The sequence below is a fragment of the Rhodococcoides corynebacterioides genome, assembly GCF_019834675.1.
In the GTDB taxonomy this organism is placed as follows: Bacteria; Actinomycetota; Actinomycetes; order Mycobacteriales; family Mycobacteriaceae; genus Rhodococcoides; species Rhodococcoides corynebacterioides_A.
The window spans coordinates 429,728-445,530 of record NZ_JABUBU010000002.1; the positions used below are offsets into that span (position 1 = coordinate 429,728).

The window sequence follows — 15,803 nt, forward strand, 5'->3', positions numbered from 1 at the left end:
GAATGATGACACGGCCCGCGCCGCGGCCTAGCCGAGGACGGCCGACGCGGCGTCCCGTGCCTGCCCCGGTCCCGCGGTGCCGAGGACCGCGCGGGCGGCCTCGCGGCACTGCTCGAGCGTGACCGTTCCGAGCTTGGCACCGACTCCGGCCACGGCGGCAGACGCCGCGGACAGGCTGGTGACGCCGAAGCCGACGAGGACGCAGGCGAGCAGCGGGTCGGCGGCGGCCTCACCGCAGACGCCCACCGGCTTGCCCGCCGCGGCACCGGCCTCGGCGGCGCGGGCGACGAGGGCGAGCACCGCGGGCTGCCACGGGTCGGTCAGGGCGGCGAGGTCGGCGGACATCCGGTCGGCCGCCATCGTGTACTGCGCGAGGTCGTTGGTGCCGATCGAGAGGAAGTCGACGTGGTCGAGGATGCGGTCGGCGAGCAGCGCGGCCGCCGGCACCTCGATCATGACGCCCGGAGTCAGGCCCCGCTCGCGCACGTCCGCGGCGAAGGCCTTCGCCTCGTCGGCGGTGGCGATCATCGGGGCCATCACCCACGGTGACGACGACGTGGTCTCCGCGGCGGCGGCGATGGCGTCGAGCTGGCGGTGCAGGATGCCGCGGTCGGCGGCGGCGATGCGGATGCCGCGGACGCCGAGTGCCGGGTTGGCCTCGTCGGGATGGGTGGCGAAGCGCAGGGGCTTGTCGGATCCGGCGTCGAGGGTGCGGACGACGACCTTGTGCCCCTCGAACGCGCTCAGCACCTCGCCGTAGATGTCGGCCTGCTCCGCGACGGTCGGCTCGACGTCGCGGTCGAGGAAGCTGAGTTCGGTGCGGAAGAGGCCCACCCCGTCCGCGGCGGTCTGCCGGGCGGCACGCGCCCCGGCGCCGTCCTGCACGTTGGCGAGGATGTCGACGAGGTGACCGTCGGACGTGCGGCCCGGACCCGTCCACTCGGCGACGCGGGCCAGGTGGTCGGCGGACTCGGTGACCGCGCGACGCGCCTCCTCGGCGTCGGGGTCGACCGTCACGAGGCCGGTGGTGCCGTCGACCATCACGGTCGAGCCCGCCGCCACGTCGCCGAGGTCACCGACGGCGACGACGCACGGGATGCCGAGCTGACGGGCGATGATCGCGGTGTGGCTGGTGGGGCCGCCGAGGGTGGTGGCCAGGGCGACGACGAGCGCCGGATCCAGGCCCGCGGTGTCAGCGGGCGCGAGGTCCTCGGCCAGCAGGACGGACGGCACCGACGGCGTGGGCACGCCCGGCTCGGGCAGGTCGGACAGTTCGGCGAGCACGCGGTCGCAGATGTCCATCAGGTCGGTGATGCGCTCGGCCATCCGCCCGCCGAGCTTGGCGAACATGGCGACGAACTGCTCGGTGGCGGCCACGGCGGCGTACGCGGCGTCGGCACCGCCCGTGATCTCCTTGGCGCCGGCCCGAAGCCACCCGCGGTCCTGCGCCATGGCGGCGTTGGCGGCGAGAACCTCCGACGCGGAGCCGGTGGCCAACGCCGCGCGGTCCTGCAGGCGGGCGCCGACGGCGGCCGCGGCCGCGCGGAAGCGCTCGACCTCGGCGTCGCGAGCCCCCTCGGCGACCTGCCGGGGCGCGTCGGGACGCGTGGGACGCGGTGCGGGTCGGACGACGGGCCCGTATCCGACGCCGGGAACGACCGGGGTTCCGTGGAGCGTCCGCGAGTCGGTCCGCGAGTCGGTCACGGTGGTGGATCCCGTCATGTCGTTCCTCCTGCTGTTCGTCCGACGCCCACGGTGTGTGTGTCGCGTCTCGGCATTCCGTCGTTGTGATCGAGATTACTCGAACCTCTTGACATGTCAACAGAGACGGGCGTAAAACAACATAAACCAACAGACAAACTACGGATCGGAGGGGCGGAGGTGACCACGTCGATGTATGCGGAGGAGCGTCAGAACGCCATCGCCGGCCTGATCGGCCAGCGCGGCCGCGTGTCGGTCACCGACCTCGCCGAGACCTTCGGGGTCACCACCGAGACCGTGCGACGCGACCTCGCCGCACTCGACCGCATGGGAGTCGTGCGTCGGGTGCACGGGGGCGCCGTCCCGGTCACCACCATCGCCGCCGTCGAGAAGGGCCTCGCCGAACGCGAGCACACCCGCACCCGTCAAAAGGACCTCATCGCGGCCGCCGCGGTGCGCTTCCTCCCCGGCGCGGGCGGCACCGTCGCACTCGACGCCGGCACCACCACCGGTCGCCTGGCCGCCCTGGTGCCCGTCGACGTCGAGCTCACCGTGGTCACCAACTCGCTGCCCATCGCTCAGCGCCTCGCGTCCGTCCCGTCCGTGTCCCTGCACTTCGCGGGTGGCCGCGTGCGCGGCGTCACGCAGGCGACGGTCGGCGAGGACGCGGTCCGGACGTTCGCGACGCTGCGGGTCGACGTCGCGTTCCTCGGCACCAACGCCCTCAGCGTCGACCACGGACTGTCCACCCCGGACACCGAGGAAGCGGCGGTCAAGCGCGCCATGGCCGCCTCGGCCGACCGCGTGGTCGTCGTCGCGGACTCCGCCAAGATCGGCCTCGAGTACTTCATGTCCTTCGCCGCGCTCGACGGCGTCGACGTCCTGGTCACCGACGACGGCATCACCGATGCCGACTGCACCCGTCTGCAGCAACACGGATTGGAGGTGGTGGTCGCATGATCCTCACCCTGACGGCCAACCCCAGCATGGACCGCACCGTCACCCTCGACGCCGCCCTTCAGCGCGGCGCCGTCCACCGCGCCACCACCACGACCACCGATCCCGGCGGCAAGGGTGTCAACGTCGCGCGGGTGCTGACCGCCGCGGGCCGGACCTGCACGGCGCTGCTGCCGGGCACCGGCTCCGACCCGCTGCTCGGCGCCCTGGGCGCTCTGGGCGTGCGGTACCACGCAGTTCCTACCGCCGGTCCCGCCCGGACCAACCTCACCATCAGCGAGCCCGACGGCACCACGACCAAGATCAACGAGCCGGGAACGGCCCTCACCGCCGACACCGTGGCCGGCCTCACCGCGGCCGTCAGGGAACTCGCCCAACGTGCCCAGTGGGTGGTGCTGTCCGGTTCCGTGCCCCCCGGCGTCGACGTCGGCTGGTACGGCGAGCTCGTCGCGGTGCTGCGCGAGACGTCCGCCAAGGTGGCCGTCGACACCTCCGACGCACCGCTGACCGCCCTGGCCGCCGGCTTCCCCGGAAGCGCGCCGGACCTCATCAAGCCGAACGCCGAGGAACTCGGTCAGCTCACCGACCGCGACGGCGACCTGCTCGAAGGCGCTGCCGCACAGGGCGATCCGATGCCCACGGTCGAGGCCGCCCGGATTCTGGTCGACCGCGGCGTCGGCGCGGTGCTCGCCACCCTGGGCGCCGCCGGTGCCGTCCTCGTCACCGACGCGGGCGCCTGGTTCGCCACCCCTCCCCCGATCACCCCGCGCAGCACCGTCGGCGCGGGCGACTCGTCCCTCGCCGGGTACGTCCTGGCCGACCTCGACGGTGCGGACGGCGCCGGGCGACTCGCCCGGGCCGTCGCCTACGGATCGGCCGCCGCCGCTCTGCCCGGCACCCGCCTCCCCACCCCGGTCGACATCCACGTCGACGCCGTTCCCGTTCGATCGCTTTCCCTGCCCGGCTCGTCCACCCTCGCTCGACACACCTCCTGAGGAATGAACATGTCCACTCCCACCACGGATGCACCCGGCATCATCGCGGAGGATCTGATCCTTCTCGACGCCGATCTCGGTGCCGACAAGAACGCCGTCATCGAGCGGCTGGCGAGCGTGCTCGCCGACGCGGGTCGCGCCACCGACTCCGCGGCCCTGCTCGACGCCGCCCTGGCGCGTGAGGCGCAGTCGGCCACCGGTCTGCCCGGCGGCATCGCGATCCCGCACTGCCGCTCGGCCGCGGTCACCACCGCCTCGCTCGGGTTCGCCCGGCTGTCGCCGAAGGTCGACTTCGGCGCCCCCGACGGCGACGCCGACCTGGTCTTCCTCATCGCCGCCCCCGAGGGCGCCGGAGCCGAGCACATGAAGCTCCTGTCCTCGCTGGCCCGCGCGCTGGTCAAGCCGGCCTTCGTGACCTCGCTGCGCGAGGCTCGTACCCCGGCCGAGGTGGTCTCGCTCGTCCAGGACGTGCTCGCCCCCAAGCCCGCGACGCCCGCCGGCACCGCCGCCCCGGCCACCGCCACCGCAGCCACCGCCGCTTCGGCCACCGCGGTGAGCACGGCGAAGACCGGCACCCCCGACACCGCTGCCGCGACGTCGTCGTCGGCACCGAAGCACATCGTCGCCATCACCGCGTGCCCCACGGGTATCGCCCACACCTACATGGCGGCGGATTCGCTGAAGGACGCCGGCGATCGCGCCGGGGTCACCGTGCATGTCGAGACGCAGGGCTCGTCGGGCTCCACCGCCCTCGACCCGCAGCTGATCGCCTCGGCCGCCGCCGTCATCTTCGCAACCGACGTGGGCGTCAAGGGCCGCGAGCGCTTCGCCGGCAAGCCGGTGATCGAGTCCGGCGTCAAGCGCGCCATCAACGAGCCCGACACGATGGTCGCCGAGGCGCTGCGCGCCGGGGACGATCCGTCGGCCGCCCGCGTGTCCGGCTCCGCCCCCGCCGTGGGGGCCGCCGCGTCCACCGGTGGTCTCGGCTGGGGCACGCGCCTGCGTCAGATCCTGCTGACCGGCGTGAGCTACATGATTCCGTTCGTCGCGGCGGGCGGTCTGCTCATCGCGCTCGGCTTCCTGCTCGGCGGCTACCAGATCACCGAGGTCGCCGAGGACGTCGTCCTGAACAACAGCCTGCAGAACCTGCCGGACGGGGGTCTCGCGACCTACCTCGGCGCGGTGCTGTTCCAGCTGGGCAGTCTGGCGTTCTCGTTCCTCGTCCCGGCGCTCGCGGGTTACATCGCCTTCGCCATCGCCGACCGACCCGGCATCGCCCCCGGCTTCACCGCCGGTGCCGTGGCCGTCCTGGTCGGCGCGGGCTTCATCGGTGGTCTGGTCGGTGGCCTCATCGCCGGCTTCGTCGCCCTGTGGATCAGCCGCATCGCGGTGCCGTCGTGGCTGCGCGGCCTCATGCCCGTGGTCATCATTCCGCTGGGCGCGACCCTGGTGGTCGGTGGCCTGATGTTCCTGGTGCTCGGCCGACCGCTGGCCGCCATCACCTCCGGCCTCACCAACTGGCTGAACGGCCTGTCCGGCTCGTCCGTCATCATCCTCGGCGTCATTCTCGGCCTGATGATGTGCTTCGACCTCGGTGGACCGGTCAACAAGGCCGCCTACGCCTTCGCCACCGCCGGTCTCGCCATCGACAACGAGGCGTCGCTGCGCATCATGGCCGCGGTCATGGCCGCCGGCATGGTGCCCCCGCTCGCCATGGCCATCTCCTCGACGATCCTGCGCCCGAGGCTCTACAGCGCCGCCGAGCGCGAGAACGGCAAGGCCGCCTGGCTGCTGGGTTCGGCGTTCATCTCCGAGGGCGCCATTCCGTTCGCGGCCACCGACCCGCTGCGCGTCATCCCGTCGATGATGGCCGGTGGTGCCGTGACCGGCGCGCTGATCATGGCCTTCGGAGTCACCCTCAGCGCACCCCACGGCGGCATCTTCGTCGCCTTCGCGATGAACAACATCCTGCTGTTCGTCCTCGCGCTGGCCATCGGCGCCGTGGTGTCGGCCGTGCTGGTCACCACCGCCAAGCAGTTCGCCGGGAAGAAGGATTCCGAGCTGGTCGACGATCGCGTCGCCGTCGCAGCCTGATTCCTGACACCATCGACTACACCACACGCACCACACACGAGGAGCAGTTCATGCCCAGCACCACCGTCGCCGTCGGATCCGCCATCGGCCTGCACGCCCGCCCCGCCGCCGTGATCGCCGAAGCGGTCGCCGACTCCGGCGTGGACGTCACGCTCGAGGTCGCCGATGCCGAGCCCGTGGACGGCGGGTCCGCGCTGATGATCATGACGCTCGGCGCCACCAAGGGCACCGAGGTCACCGTCACGGCCGACGATCAGGCCACCGTCGACAAGATCGCGGCGCTGGTGGCGTCCGACCTCGACGCCTGACCCACCGACGCGAATCGGGTGCAGTGGTCCACCGTGACGGTGGACCACTGCACCCGATTTCTGCTTCTGCGCCCGATCAGCGGCGGCGGAACACCCGCACGACGAGCAGTGCGGTGACCGCGACGATCACCAGCACCGACGCCGCGGCCACCACCAGTGGGACGAGGATCGACGACGTCGGCTCGGTCGGGGCCTCCTCGGTGTCGGCCACCGGCGTCGACTCCGGCGCCTGCGCCGGTGCGATGTCGGCCGCACGCAGCACGTCGATCGGCGGGAGCGCCGCGGCCGGGTCGATGCCCTGCTCCGAGGCCAGCAACAGATCCCCGTCGGCCGTGAACGCCACGGCTTCGCCCTGAGGGCGAGCGGGCGCGGCGACCACACGATCCGCCGGCCGACTCAGCGCACCGGCGACGTCGCCGTCCCGCACCGACCACAGGTAGACGTCGGTGTAGGTCCGCACCGCCGCGAGCGTTCCGTCCGCGGTGACCGCGCCGCCCGTGACCAGACTCGACCCGAGCAGCAGCGGCGGCCCCCCGGGTGTCCCGGTGTCGTCGGGAACGAACGCCGCCACCCGCCGCAGCGCGGTCGGTCCGGGACTCGGCAGATCCGCGACGGCGACATCGGCGGTGTAGACGCCGCTGCCCGTGGAGTCCTTGGTGACGATCACCGGGCGTCCGTCGCCGCCGATCAGCAGCGCCTCGGCGTCGTGGGCCCCGTCCGGGTACGTCAGTCGCGCCAGATCGCCCGCCCCGGTCGCGGGATCGAGGCGCACCAGGCCCACCGTGTCGCGTCGACGGTCGTTGTCGCCGAGGTCCGCGAGCACCAGCCGGCCGTCGACGGACGCCAGATCCTCGACGTCGTAGGGATCGACGGGATTCGGTATCCACCGCGTGACCGCGCACGACGAATCCAATTGCGCCACACGATCGTCCGCACCGCTGTCCCCGATGGCGTACGCCGTCTCCCCGATCACGGTGAGGCCGGAGAGCTCGGCCAGGCCGGGGTCGGTCGGCGTGCAGAACACCTCGCCCTGCGCCGCAGCGACACCCGGGGCGAGCACCGCCGCCCCGACCGCGAGCGCGACGGGCAGCGCCGCCCTACGCACTGTGGGCGTAACGAACGAGCTGCGACGCCAGCGCCGTGGGCACGGTCGCGTCGATGCGCGTTCCGCCCGACTCGTGCGACGTCGACGCGATCCGACCGTCCGCGTGAATGCGGGACACCAGGTCCCCGCGGTCGTAGGGCACCAGCACACTGACGGAGACCTCGGGCGGACGCACCAGTTCCCCGAGGCGCGTGCGCAGCTCGTCGATGCCCTCGCCGGTCTTCGCGGAGACGAACACCGCGCCGGGTAGCAGACCACGCAGCTGCGTGAGCGTCACCGGATCGGCCGCGTCTATTTTGTTGACCACGATGAGTTCCTCGGGCGCGGTCGCGTTCTGCTCGCGGATGACCTCGACGATCACCTCGCGGACCGCCTCGATCTGCCCGATCGGCAGGGCGTCGGACCCGTCGACCACGTGCATGAGCAGGTCGCCGTCGACCACTTCCTCGAGCGTCGACCGGAAGGCCTCGACCAGTTGGGTCGGCAGGTGGCGCACGAACCCGACGGTGTCGGTGAGCACGCACTCGCGCCCGTCGTCCAGCGTGGCTTTGCGCGTGGTCGGATCGAGGGTGGCGAACAGGGCGTTCTGCACCAGCACGCCCGATCCGGTCAGGGCGTTGAGCAGGCTCGACTTGCCGGCGTTGGTGTAGCCGACGATCGCGACGGACGGCACGTTGCCCTGCAGCCGCCGCTCGCGCTTGGTGTCCCGCGCCTGCTTCATGCCGCGGATCTCGCGGCGCAGCTTGGCCATCCGCTCGCGGATGCGGCGGCGGTCGGTCTCGATCTTGGTCTCACCGGGACCACGCAGACCCACACCGCCGTTGCTGCCGGCGCGGCCACCTGCCTGCCGGGACATCGACTCACCCCAGCCGCGCAGCCGCGGGAGCATGTACTCCATCTGGGCCAGGGCGACCTGCGCCTTGCCCTCCCGGGACGAGGCGTGCTGGGCGAAGATGTCGAGGATCAGGGCGGTGCGGTCGATCACCTTGACCTTGACGATCTTCTCCAGCGCCGTCAGCTGTGCCGGCGTGAGCTCACCGTCGCAGACGACGGTGTCGGCGCCGGTGGCGATGACCACCTCGCGCAGTTCCTTCGCCTTGCCGGAGCCGATGTAGGTGGAGGCGTCCGGCCGGTCGCGCCGCTGGACGAGGCCCTCGAGGACCTCGGAACCGGCGGTCTCCGCGAGCGCCGCGAGCTCGGTCATCGAGGATTCCGCCTCCTCGGCGGAGCCGGAGGTCCAGACCCCCACCAGCACCACGCGCTCGAGGCGCAGCTGCCGGTACTCGACCTCGGTGACGTCGGTGAGCTCGGTGGACAGACCGGCGACGCGCCGGAGGGCACTCCGGTCCTCGAGCTGCATCTCGCCGGTGGACCAGGTGTCGTCGTGTGCCTCGTCCGCGTCCGGGCCGGGGGACTCGCTGCGCGTGGGCTGTGCATTCGTTGTCGTCATACGCCGTCCATGATCCACGAACGCGGCGCCGAGTGCACGGGCATTTCCTGTGACGCGTGCGGCGTCCGGTCCGCCTCCGCGAGCCCCGCCCACCAGGAGGGAGACAGCGTGCCCGACGCGAGCAGCACCGACGGTCCGCGCAGCGTCGCGTGACCGTCGTCGATCCGCACGACGACGTCGCCACCGGGCACGGTCACGGTCAGCTCACCGTCGGTGCGCCCGTCGGCACGCAGGGCCGCGGCGGCCGCGGCGACGGTGCCGGTCCCGCAGGAGCGGGTCTCCCCGACGCCCCGCTCGAACACCCGCATGTGTACGCGATTCTCCCGCGCCGGGGTGACGATCTCGAGGTTCACCCCGTGCGGGAAGACGGTGTGGTCGTACTCCGGCGGCCGCGTCAGATCCAGCGCGGCCAACCCGGCGGCGTCGAGGTCGGCGGGCACACAGGCCAGATGCGGGTTGCCGACGTCGACGCCCGTCCCCGTCCACCGACGACCGTCCAGCACCGCGGACGAGGACTCGGTCAGGCGCACCGGTCCCATGTCGACCGTCACCTGCGCGTCGGTGTCGTCGACGTCGTGGACGATCACCGGGCGCGCCCCGGCGCGCGACCCGACGACGAACCGGCTCTCACCGGTCAGACCGGCCGCACGCAGGTAGTGCGCGAAGACCCGGACCCCGTTGCCGCACATCTCGGCGACCGAGCCGTCCGCGTTGCGGTAGTCCATGAACCAGTCGGCGGCGGCGACGCCGTCCGGCAGCGCACTCAGGATGCCGCGCTCCAGGAGGGCGCCGGCGGTGGCGACGCGCAGCACGCCGTCCGCGCCGAGTCCCGCGCGGCGGTCGCACAGGGTGCGCACCCGGTTCTCGGTGAGGTCGAGGTGCGCATCACGGTCCTCGAGCACCACGAAGTCGTTCTGGGTGCCGTGACCCTTGGTGAACGCGATGCCGCTGGTCGTGCCGGTACTCATACGGTCGAGTCTCCCACGAGCCCGCGGCGATCCGGTCGCCGCTGGCGCGCGATCTCGTACAGTCCCACGGCACCCGCGGACGGTGCGCCCAGCGAACTCGCGGTCCCCCCGATCGGGATGGAGACGGTGACGTCGCAGGCGTCCCGCCACGCCGCGGACATGCCGCGGGTCTCGTTGCCGACCACCAGCACCGTCGCCTGCCGGAAGTCGTGCTCGTCGATCACCCGGTCACCGGTCTCGTCGGTGCCGACGACGGACGTCGGAACGCCGGCCGCGCGGAGTCGCTCGACGACGGCCAGCACGTCCGCCGGTCCGGCCGCGGCGGCCACGGGGATGCCGAACAGCGATCCGGTGGTGGCGCGCACGGCCACCGGGTCGAAGGGGTCCGCCGCGTGCCCGGTCACCACCACGGCGGACGCGCCGAACGCGTCGGCGGAGCGGATCAACGTCCCCAGATTGCCGGGTGACGACGGCCGGTCCACGACGACGATCACCGGCGCCGGATCGTCGGGTGTCCAGCCGGTGAGGTCCAGCAGCCGTGTCCGCGCGACCAGGAGCACCTCGGGCGGCTGGTCGGCGCGCTCGCCCAGCTCGGCCATGAGGTCCGGTGCCACGGACACGATCTCCGCACCGGACCGGCGACCGTCCTCGACCGCTCCGTCCGCCCACGAGGACAGGGCGCCCTCGCTGCGCACGAGGATCGACTCGATCGGCCACCCCCGCTCCAGCGCCATGGACACCGGCCGCACCCCCTGCACGAGGAACAGCCCGGCCTTCGTCCGTTTGGCCCGAGTGGTGAGGTAGGACTGCCACTGCTGGAATCGCGCGTTCCGGCTCAGGACGCGGCTCATGTCGGCTCCCTGTCCGCGACGACGGCGAGAGCGCGACCGAGCAGGTCCGGGTTCTCGCCGCGCAACCACGTGATGCGTCGATCGCGGGCGAACCACGACCGCTGACGGCGAACGTAGCGCCGCGTTCCCGCGACGGTCGTCTCCCGGGCCCGGTCGACGTCGATCTCCCCGTCCAGGTACTGCAGTACCTGGGCGTAGCCGATGGCCCGCCGGGCGGTGACGCCGTCGCGGAGACCGCGCTCGGCCAGAGCCGCCACCTCGTCGACGAACCCCTCGGTGAACATCGCGTCGGTGCGGGCCTCGATGCGGGCGTCCAGCTCGTCGGTGTCGCGATCGATCCCGAGCAGAACCGTGCCCCACCGCGGCTCGCCGATGGTCGGAGCGGACGCCGCGAAGGGTTGCCCGGTGAGTTCGACCACCTCGAGCGCTCGAACGATGCGTCGACCGTCCGAGGGCAGAATCGACTCCGCCGCCGCCGGGTCACGCCGCGCGAGTTCACCGTGCAGCGCGGCGACACCGTCGGCCGCCAACCGGGCCTCCCAGCGAGCCCGGACGTCCGGGTCGGTGGCCGGGAACCGCCAGTCGTCCAGCAGGGCCTGCACGTACATCATCGACCCGCCGACGATCACCGGGCGGCGGCCCGACGCGAGCAGCGCGTCGATCTCCGCCGTCGCGGCCTCCTGGTAGGCGGCCACCGTGGCCGTCTCGGTCACGTCCAGGACATCGAGCCGGTGGTGCGGAATGCCGCGTCGCTCGCCCACCGGGGTCTTGGCCGTCCCGATGTCCATGCCGCGGTACTGCTGCATCGCGTCGACGTTGACGATGTCGCCGCCGAACCGCTCCGCCAGGTCCAGCGCGAGCGCCGACTTCCCCGTGGCCGTGGGCCCGACGACGGCGACGGGAACCGGACCCGTCACGTCCACGACCCCACCGTGTACCCGACGCCGTACGGCGCCGCGCGGTACCGCGTCCGCCCGGTGAACCGTCGTCCCGTGGCCTCGACCACCGTCGCCGCCACCTGCCACGCCGCGCGGCCCGACACACCCAGCTCCGCGCACAGGGCCGGATCGAGCGACCGGAGCGTCGCGGTGTCCACCGCGTCCAGGGCGTCGTCGACACGCTGCTGGACGCCCTCGGCGCGGTCGTCGAACGCCCCCGGCGCCCCGGCGGTGAGCGTGGTCGCGCCGTCCGCGACGACGAGCAGACCCACCCGGTCCGCACCGCCCACGCGGTCGGCGACGTCCCGAGCGGCGGACGCGCAGGCGTCGGCGTCCGCGTCGACCGGGACGAGCATCACGTCGATCGCGTTCGCCGGCGCGGCGCGGTCCCGGAGCCAGCCGACGGTCGCCGCCGCCAGGGGCAGGTCCGGATCCGGCGGGCCGGACGCGTCCGGCGCCGTCCGCACGACGACGTCGGCGCCGTAGCCGACGTAGGTCGCCACGACGGACCGCAGCATCCCGGCCTGCGTGTCGGTTCCCAGCGCGAGGAGGACGTCGCAGCGGGCGGCGAGGTCGCGCACTTCGGCCAGGGCCGCATCCCGTAGCTCGGACATCTCGTCGCTCGCCGCGCCCATCAGCTCCGGCACCAGCAGCGGCGGCGAGGGGACGAAGGCGACGGCGGACAGCACGCCGCCACGGTAGTCGAGAGGCCCGGGGGGCCTCCCCGCACGGGTTTCGATGGTCGCGGGCGGCGGGAGGGGGTTGAATGGATCCGACATCGACGACGGCAGCCGTGACGCGCGGCAGAGACGGAGTGACCATGACCGACCACGAGAGCAGCAGCGACACCGACACGACGGGCTCCGCCGCTCCTCGTCCCGGCCCCCGGCCGGGCCCCCGCCCGGGTCCCGTGCCCGGTCACCGACCGCCCGCACCGTCGTCCACCTCGCCGACCGGCTCCCCGGCAGATCCCCCCGCGGACGCCGCGCCCGAGCCCCACCCCCACGCGATCACGCCGGTGGTCACCGATCCGTCGCAGTGGGGTCGGGTGGACGAGGACGGCACCGCATGGGTCCGCACGGCCGAGGGCGACCGGGTGGTCGGGTCGTGGCAGGCCGGCGACGCGGCCGAGGGCCTCGCGCACTTCGGCCGCCGGTACGACGACCTCGCGACGGAGGTCGCCCTGCTCGAGGCTCGGCTGAACTCCGGGGCGGGTGACGCGAAGAAGACCAAGGCGGCCGCCGTCGCGCTCGCGGAGACGCTGCCGACCGCCGCCGTCATCGGCGACATCGACACGCTCGCCGCGCGGCTGCAGGCCGTGATCGACCATTCCGACGAGGTCGCCGCCGAGCATCGCCGTACCCGCGACGCGCAGCGGACCGAGGCGACGGCACGCAAGGAAGCCCTGGCGGCGGAGGCCGAGGAGATCGGCGCCGAGTCGACCCAGTGGAAGGCGGCGGGCGACCGACTCCGCGCGATCCTCGACGAGTGGAAGACCATCCGCGGCGTCGATCGGAAGGTCGACGACGCGCTGTGGAAGCGCTACTCCAAGGCGCGGGAAGCGTTCAATCGCCGTCGGGGTGCGCACTTCGCCGATCTCGACCGCGAGCGCGGTGCGGCGAAGGTGCGCAAGGAGGAACTGGTCGCCCGCGCCGAGGCGCTGTCCTCCTCCACCGACTGGGTCGAGACGGCCCACGTCTTCCGTGACCTGCTGACGGAGTGGAAGGCGGCCGGGCGCGCACCCCGCGACGCCGACGACGTCCTGTGGCAGAAGTTCAAGGGCGCGCAGGACGTGTTCTTCGCGGCGCGCAACGCCGCGCAGAACGAGCAGAACGCCGAGTTCGAGGAGAACGCGCGCCGCAAGGAAGAGCTGCTCGAGCAGTACGGGCCGTCGATCGACCCGGCCGCCGACCTCGAGGGGGCACGCGCCGCTCTGCGCACGCTGCAGGACAAGTGGGATGCCGCGGGCAAGGTACCGCGGGAGCGGATGGGCGACCTCGAGGGCAAGCTGCGCGCGATCGAGAAGCGGGTGCGCGACGCGGCCGATTCCGAGTGGCGCCGCACCGACCCGGAGGCGATGGCGCGCGCCGCACAGTTCCGCGAGCGCGTGGAGCAGTTCGAGGATCAGGCCCGCAAGGCCGACGCGGCGGGCAAGGTCAAGGACGCCGAGAAGTACCGCGCGCAGGCGCAGCAGTGGCGCGAATGGGCCGACGCCGCTCAGGGCGCCCTCGAGGAGCGCTGACCGAACTGTCGACTCATCCGTCGCGGCGGGCGTTCCGACGTCCGTCGCGGCGGGTCCGATCGAGGACGGTCTCCCGTGCGGCCTCGTCGAGAATCGCGGCGTCCCGGCGCGCCGATGCGGCCGCCCACTGCTGAGTGGACCGGTTCCACACCACCTTGAACCAGTGGAACGCCAGCACGAGCACCAGCAGCCACCCGACGATCAGACCGATGCCGGGGCCGGCGCCGGTGAGGTTCGACGGCACGGTCTGGCGGGACCAGATCGCCAGCATGCCGAGCACCGACGCCACACCGCTGCCGTAGAGGGCAACCCACGCGAGGGCCCACCGCTGGGTCACCAGCGCGAGCGCGGAGACTCCGACGGCGAACACGAGCGCCAGCCAGACGAAGATCCGGGACGGCAGGGCGATTGACTCGGCGGCGGCGTCCTCGTCGAACGCGACGACGTCCCAGCCGTTGGCCGCGCCGCTGTGCGGCAGCGCGAACGTCAGCAGCAGCAACAGCACCGCGGCGGCCACCACCACGGCCCGGATACCGGGATCGATGCGTCCGGAGATGCGGCGCTCGGCGGCGGCGAGGTCCGCCGACGACCGCTCCCGGTCCAGTTCGTTCGGTTCGGTCACAGTGCACATCCCATCGTCGGGGCCGGCTCGGGAGCCGGGGCACCGATGCGAGGCAGGCCGAGGCCCACCCCCACCGGCGCGGTGGTCGGTCGCAGTCCGCGTTCGTGGCGGTCGCCCGCCACGGTGCGCCGATGCGTCAGCAGCGGGGTGTCGGCGACGAGGTGGTACGGCTTGGCGTCGGTGACGCGGGTGGTCACGACGTCGCCGGGACGCACGGTGCCGTCCACCGCTCCCTCGGGTCGGAAGTGGACCAGGCGACCGTCGCGTGCCCGTCCGCTCATCCGCTCGGTCACCGCGTTCTTGCGGCCCGCGTCCGCGGCGACGAGCAGCTCGACCTCGGTTCCGACGACCCGGCGGTTCTCCTCGAGCGCGATCTCCTCCTGGAGCGCGATGAGGCGCTCGTAGCGTTCCTGCACGACGGCCTTGGGCACCTGGTCGGCCATCTCGGCCGCGGGTGTGCCCGGCCGGATCGAGTACTGGAAGGTGTACGCGCTGACGAAGCGCGCGCGCCGAACGACGTCGAGGGTGTCCTGGAAGTCTTCCTCCGTCTCACCAGGGAAGCCGACGATGATGTCGGTGGTGATCGCCGCGTGCGGGATGGCTGCGCGCACCCGGTCGAGGATGCCGAGGAACTTCTCGCGGCGGTAGGACCGCCGCATGGCCCGCAGAATGCGGTCGGAGCCGGACTGGAGCGGCATGTGCAGCGTCGGGCAGACGTTCGGGGTGGCGGCCATGGCGTCGATGACGTCGTCGGTGAACTCGGCGGGGTGCGGCGAGGTGAAGCGCACCCGTTCGAGGCCCTCGATGGTTCCGCACGCCCGCAGAAGGGCGGCGAACGCCCCGCGGTCGCGAGGGGTGTCCGGATCGGCGAACGACGCCCCGTAGGCGTTCACGTTCTGCCCGAGCAGCGTCACCTCGAGCACGCCCTCGTCCACGAGTGCCTGCACCTCGGCGAGCACGTCGCCGGGGCGCCGGTCCACCTCCTTGCCGCGCAGCGCCGGAACGATGCAGAACGTGCAGGTGTTGTTGCAGCCGACCGAGATCGACACCCATCCCGCGTAGGCGGAGTCGCGCTTGGCGGGCAACGTCGACGGGAACGCGTCGAGCGAGTCGAGGATTTCGACCTCGGCCCGCTTGTTGTGCCGGGCGCGGTCGAGCAACGCCGGTAGCGACCCGAGGTTGTGCGTGCCGAACACCACATCGACCCACGGCGCCTTCTGCACCACGACGTCGCGGTCCTTCTGGGCCAGGCAGCCTCCCACGGCGATCTGCATCGACGGGTCGGCGTCCTTGGCGGGACGGAGCTGGCCGAGATTGCCGTAGAGCTTGTTGTCGGCGTTCTCCCGCACGGCGCAGGTGTTGAAGACCACCAGGTCCGCGGAGTCACCCGCGACGGCCGGGACGTAGCCCGCGTCCTCGAGCAAACCGGCGAGGCGCTCGGAGTCGTGCACGTTCATCTGGCATCCGAAGGTGCGCACCTGGTAGGTCCGCGCCCCCTCTGCCCGGGTCGGAAGGTCGATCGTGTCCACGACCTCCAGGGTACGGCGGCCACCCGGACGGGCCGTCGGAGCG

At 72.7% G+C, this 15,803-nt stretch carries 13 protein-coding genes and 1 pseudogene; 5 read left to right on the plus strand and 9 right to left on the minus strand.

Translation table 11 applies throughout. From position 1 onward, the window contains the following. Window positions 1-27: 27 nt before the first annotated feature. The gene (locus HQ603_RS06340; RefSeq protein WP_222683677.1) at window positions 28-1,722 is read right to left on the minus strand and encodes a phosphoenolpyruvate--protein phosphotransferase; all 1,695 of its coding nucleotides are present in this window, start codon (window positions 1,720-1,722) and stop codon (window positions 28-30) included. A 171-nt stretch (window positions 1,723-1,893) separates the two neighbouring features. Between HQ603_RS06340 and HQ603_RS06345 the strand changes: the two genes are divergently transcribed. The 4 genes from HQ603_RS06345 to HQ603_RS06360 are packed head-to-tail and all read left to right on the plus strand — an operon-like array spanning window position 1,894 to window position 6,055. Then, window positions 1,894-2,661, plus strand: coding sequence for a DeoR/GlpR family DNA-binding transcription regulator (locus HQ603_RS06345; protein WP_222683745.1), 768 nt, complete (start codon window positions 1,894-1,896; stop codon window positions 2,659-2,661). After that, the gene (locus HQ603_RS06350; RefSeq protein ID WP_222683678.1) at window positions 2,658-3,653 is read left to right on the plus strand and encodes a 1-phosphofructokinase family hexose kinase; all 996 of its coding nucleotides are present in this window, start codon (window positions 2,658-2,660) and stop codon (window positions 3,651-3,653) included. The genes HQ603_RS06345 and HQ603_RS06350 overlap by 4 nt, the downstream gene beginning before the upstream one ends. Window positions 3,654-3,656: 3 nt before the next feature. After that, complete coding sequence (locus HQ603_RS06355; protein WP_222683679.1) at window positions 3,657-5,747, plus strand: PTS fructose transporter subunit IIABC; 2,091 nt, start codon at window positions 3,657-3,659, stop codon at window positions 5,745-5,747. A gap of 50 nt (window positions 5,748-5,797) precedes the next feature. Then, the gene (locus HQ603_RS06360; RefSeq protein ID WP_068100811.1) at window positions 5,798-6,055 is read left to right on the plus strand and encodes an HPr family phosphocarrier protein; all 258 of its coding nucleotides are present in this window, start codon (window positions 5,798-5,800) and stop codon (window positions 6,053-6,055) included. Between the two features lie 76 nt (window positions 6,056-6,131). Here HQ603_RS06360 and HQ603_RS06365 read toward each other — a convergent pair whose 3' ends face one another. From HQ603_RS06365 to HQ603_RS06390, 6 genes and pseudogenes are all read right to left on the minus strand, one after another. Beyond that, complete coding sequence (locus HQ603_RS06365; protein ID WP_222683680.1) at window positions 6,132-7,160, minus strand: hypothetical protein; 1,029 nt, start codon at window positions 7,158-7,160, stop codon at window positions 6,132-6,134. Continuing rightward, complete coding sequence (gene hflX, locus HQ603_RS06370) at window positions 7,153-8,610, minus strand: GTPase HflX (RefSeq protein WP_222683681.1); 1,458 nt, start codon at window positions 8,608-8,610, stop codon at window positions 7,153-7,155. The genes HQ603_RS06365 and hflX overlap by 8 nt, the downstream gene beginning before the upstream one ends. A gap of 77 nt (window positions 8,611-8,687) precedes the next feature. Beyond that, window positions 8,688-9,554: pseudogene (dapF, locus tag HQ603_RS06375) on the minus strand (diaminopimelate epimerase); the annotation flags it as partial. A gap of 20 nt (window positions 9,555-9,574) precedes the next feature. Next, window positions 9,575-10,429, minus strand: a complete 855-nt coding sequence (locus tag HQ603_RS06380; protein WP_222683682.1) for a TrmH family RNA methyltransferase — start codon at window positions 10,427-10,429, stop codon at window positions 9,575-9,577. Next, on the minus strand, window positions 10,426-11,352 hold the full coding sequence (miaA, locus tag HQ603_RS06385; RefSeq protein ID WP_222683683.1) for a tRNA (adenosine(37)-N6)-dimethylallyltransferase MiaA: 927 nt from the start codon (window positions 11,350-11,352) through the stop codon (window positions 10,426-10,428). The genes HQ603_RS06380 and miaA overlap by 4 nt, the downstream gene beginning before the upstream one ends. Continuing rightward, entirely contained in the window at window positions 11,343-12,056 is a 714-nt protein-coding gene (locus HQ603_RS06390; protein WP_222683684.1) for a hypothetical protein, read from the minus strand. The genes miaA and HQ603_RS06390 overlap by 10 nt, the downstream gene beginning before the upstream one ends. A gap of 131 nt (window positions 12,057-12,187) precedes the next feature. Between HQ603_RS06390 and HQ603_RS06395 the strand changes: the two genes are divergently transcribed. After that, window positions 12,188-13,609, plus strand: coding sequence for a DUF349 domain-containing protein (locus tag HQ603_RS06395; protein ID WP_222683685.1), 1,422 nt, complete (start codon window positions 12,188-12,190; stop codon window positions 13,607-13,609). 13 nt (window positions 13,610-13,622) lie between these two features. On the opposite strand, the gene HQ603_RS06400 is transcribed toward HQ603_RS06395, so the two are convergent. Further along, window positions 13,623-14,240 (minus strand): Rv2732c family membrane protein, encoded by a 618-nt coding sequence (locus tag HQ603_RS06400; protein ID WP_222683686.1) that lies wholly within the window; start codon window positions 14,238-14,240, stop codon window positions 13,623-13,625. Continuing rightward, the gene (miaB, locus tag HQ603_RS06405; protein ID WP_222683687.1) at window positions 14,228-15,760 is read right to left on the minus strand and encodes a tRNA (N6-isopentenyl adenosine(37)-C2)-methylthiotransferase MiaB; all 1,533 of its coding nucleotides are present in this window, start codon (window positions 15,758-15,760) and stop codon (window positions 14,228-14,230) included. The genes HQ603_RS06400 and miaB overlap by 13 nt, the downstream gene beginning before the upstream one ends. Window positions 15,761-15,803: the final 43 nt, after the last annotated feature.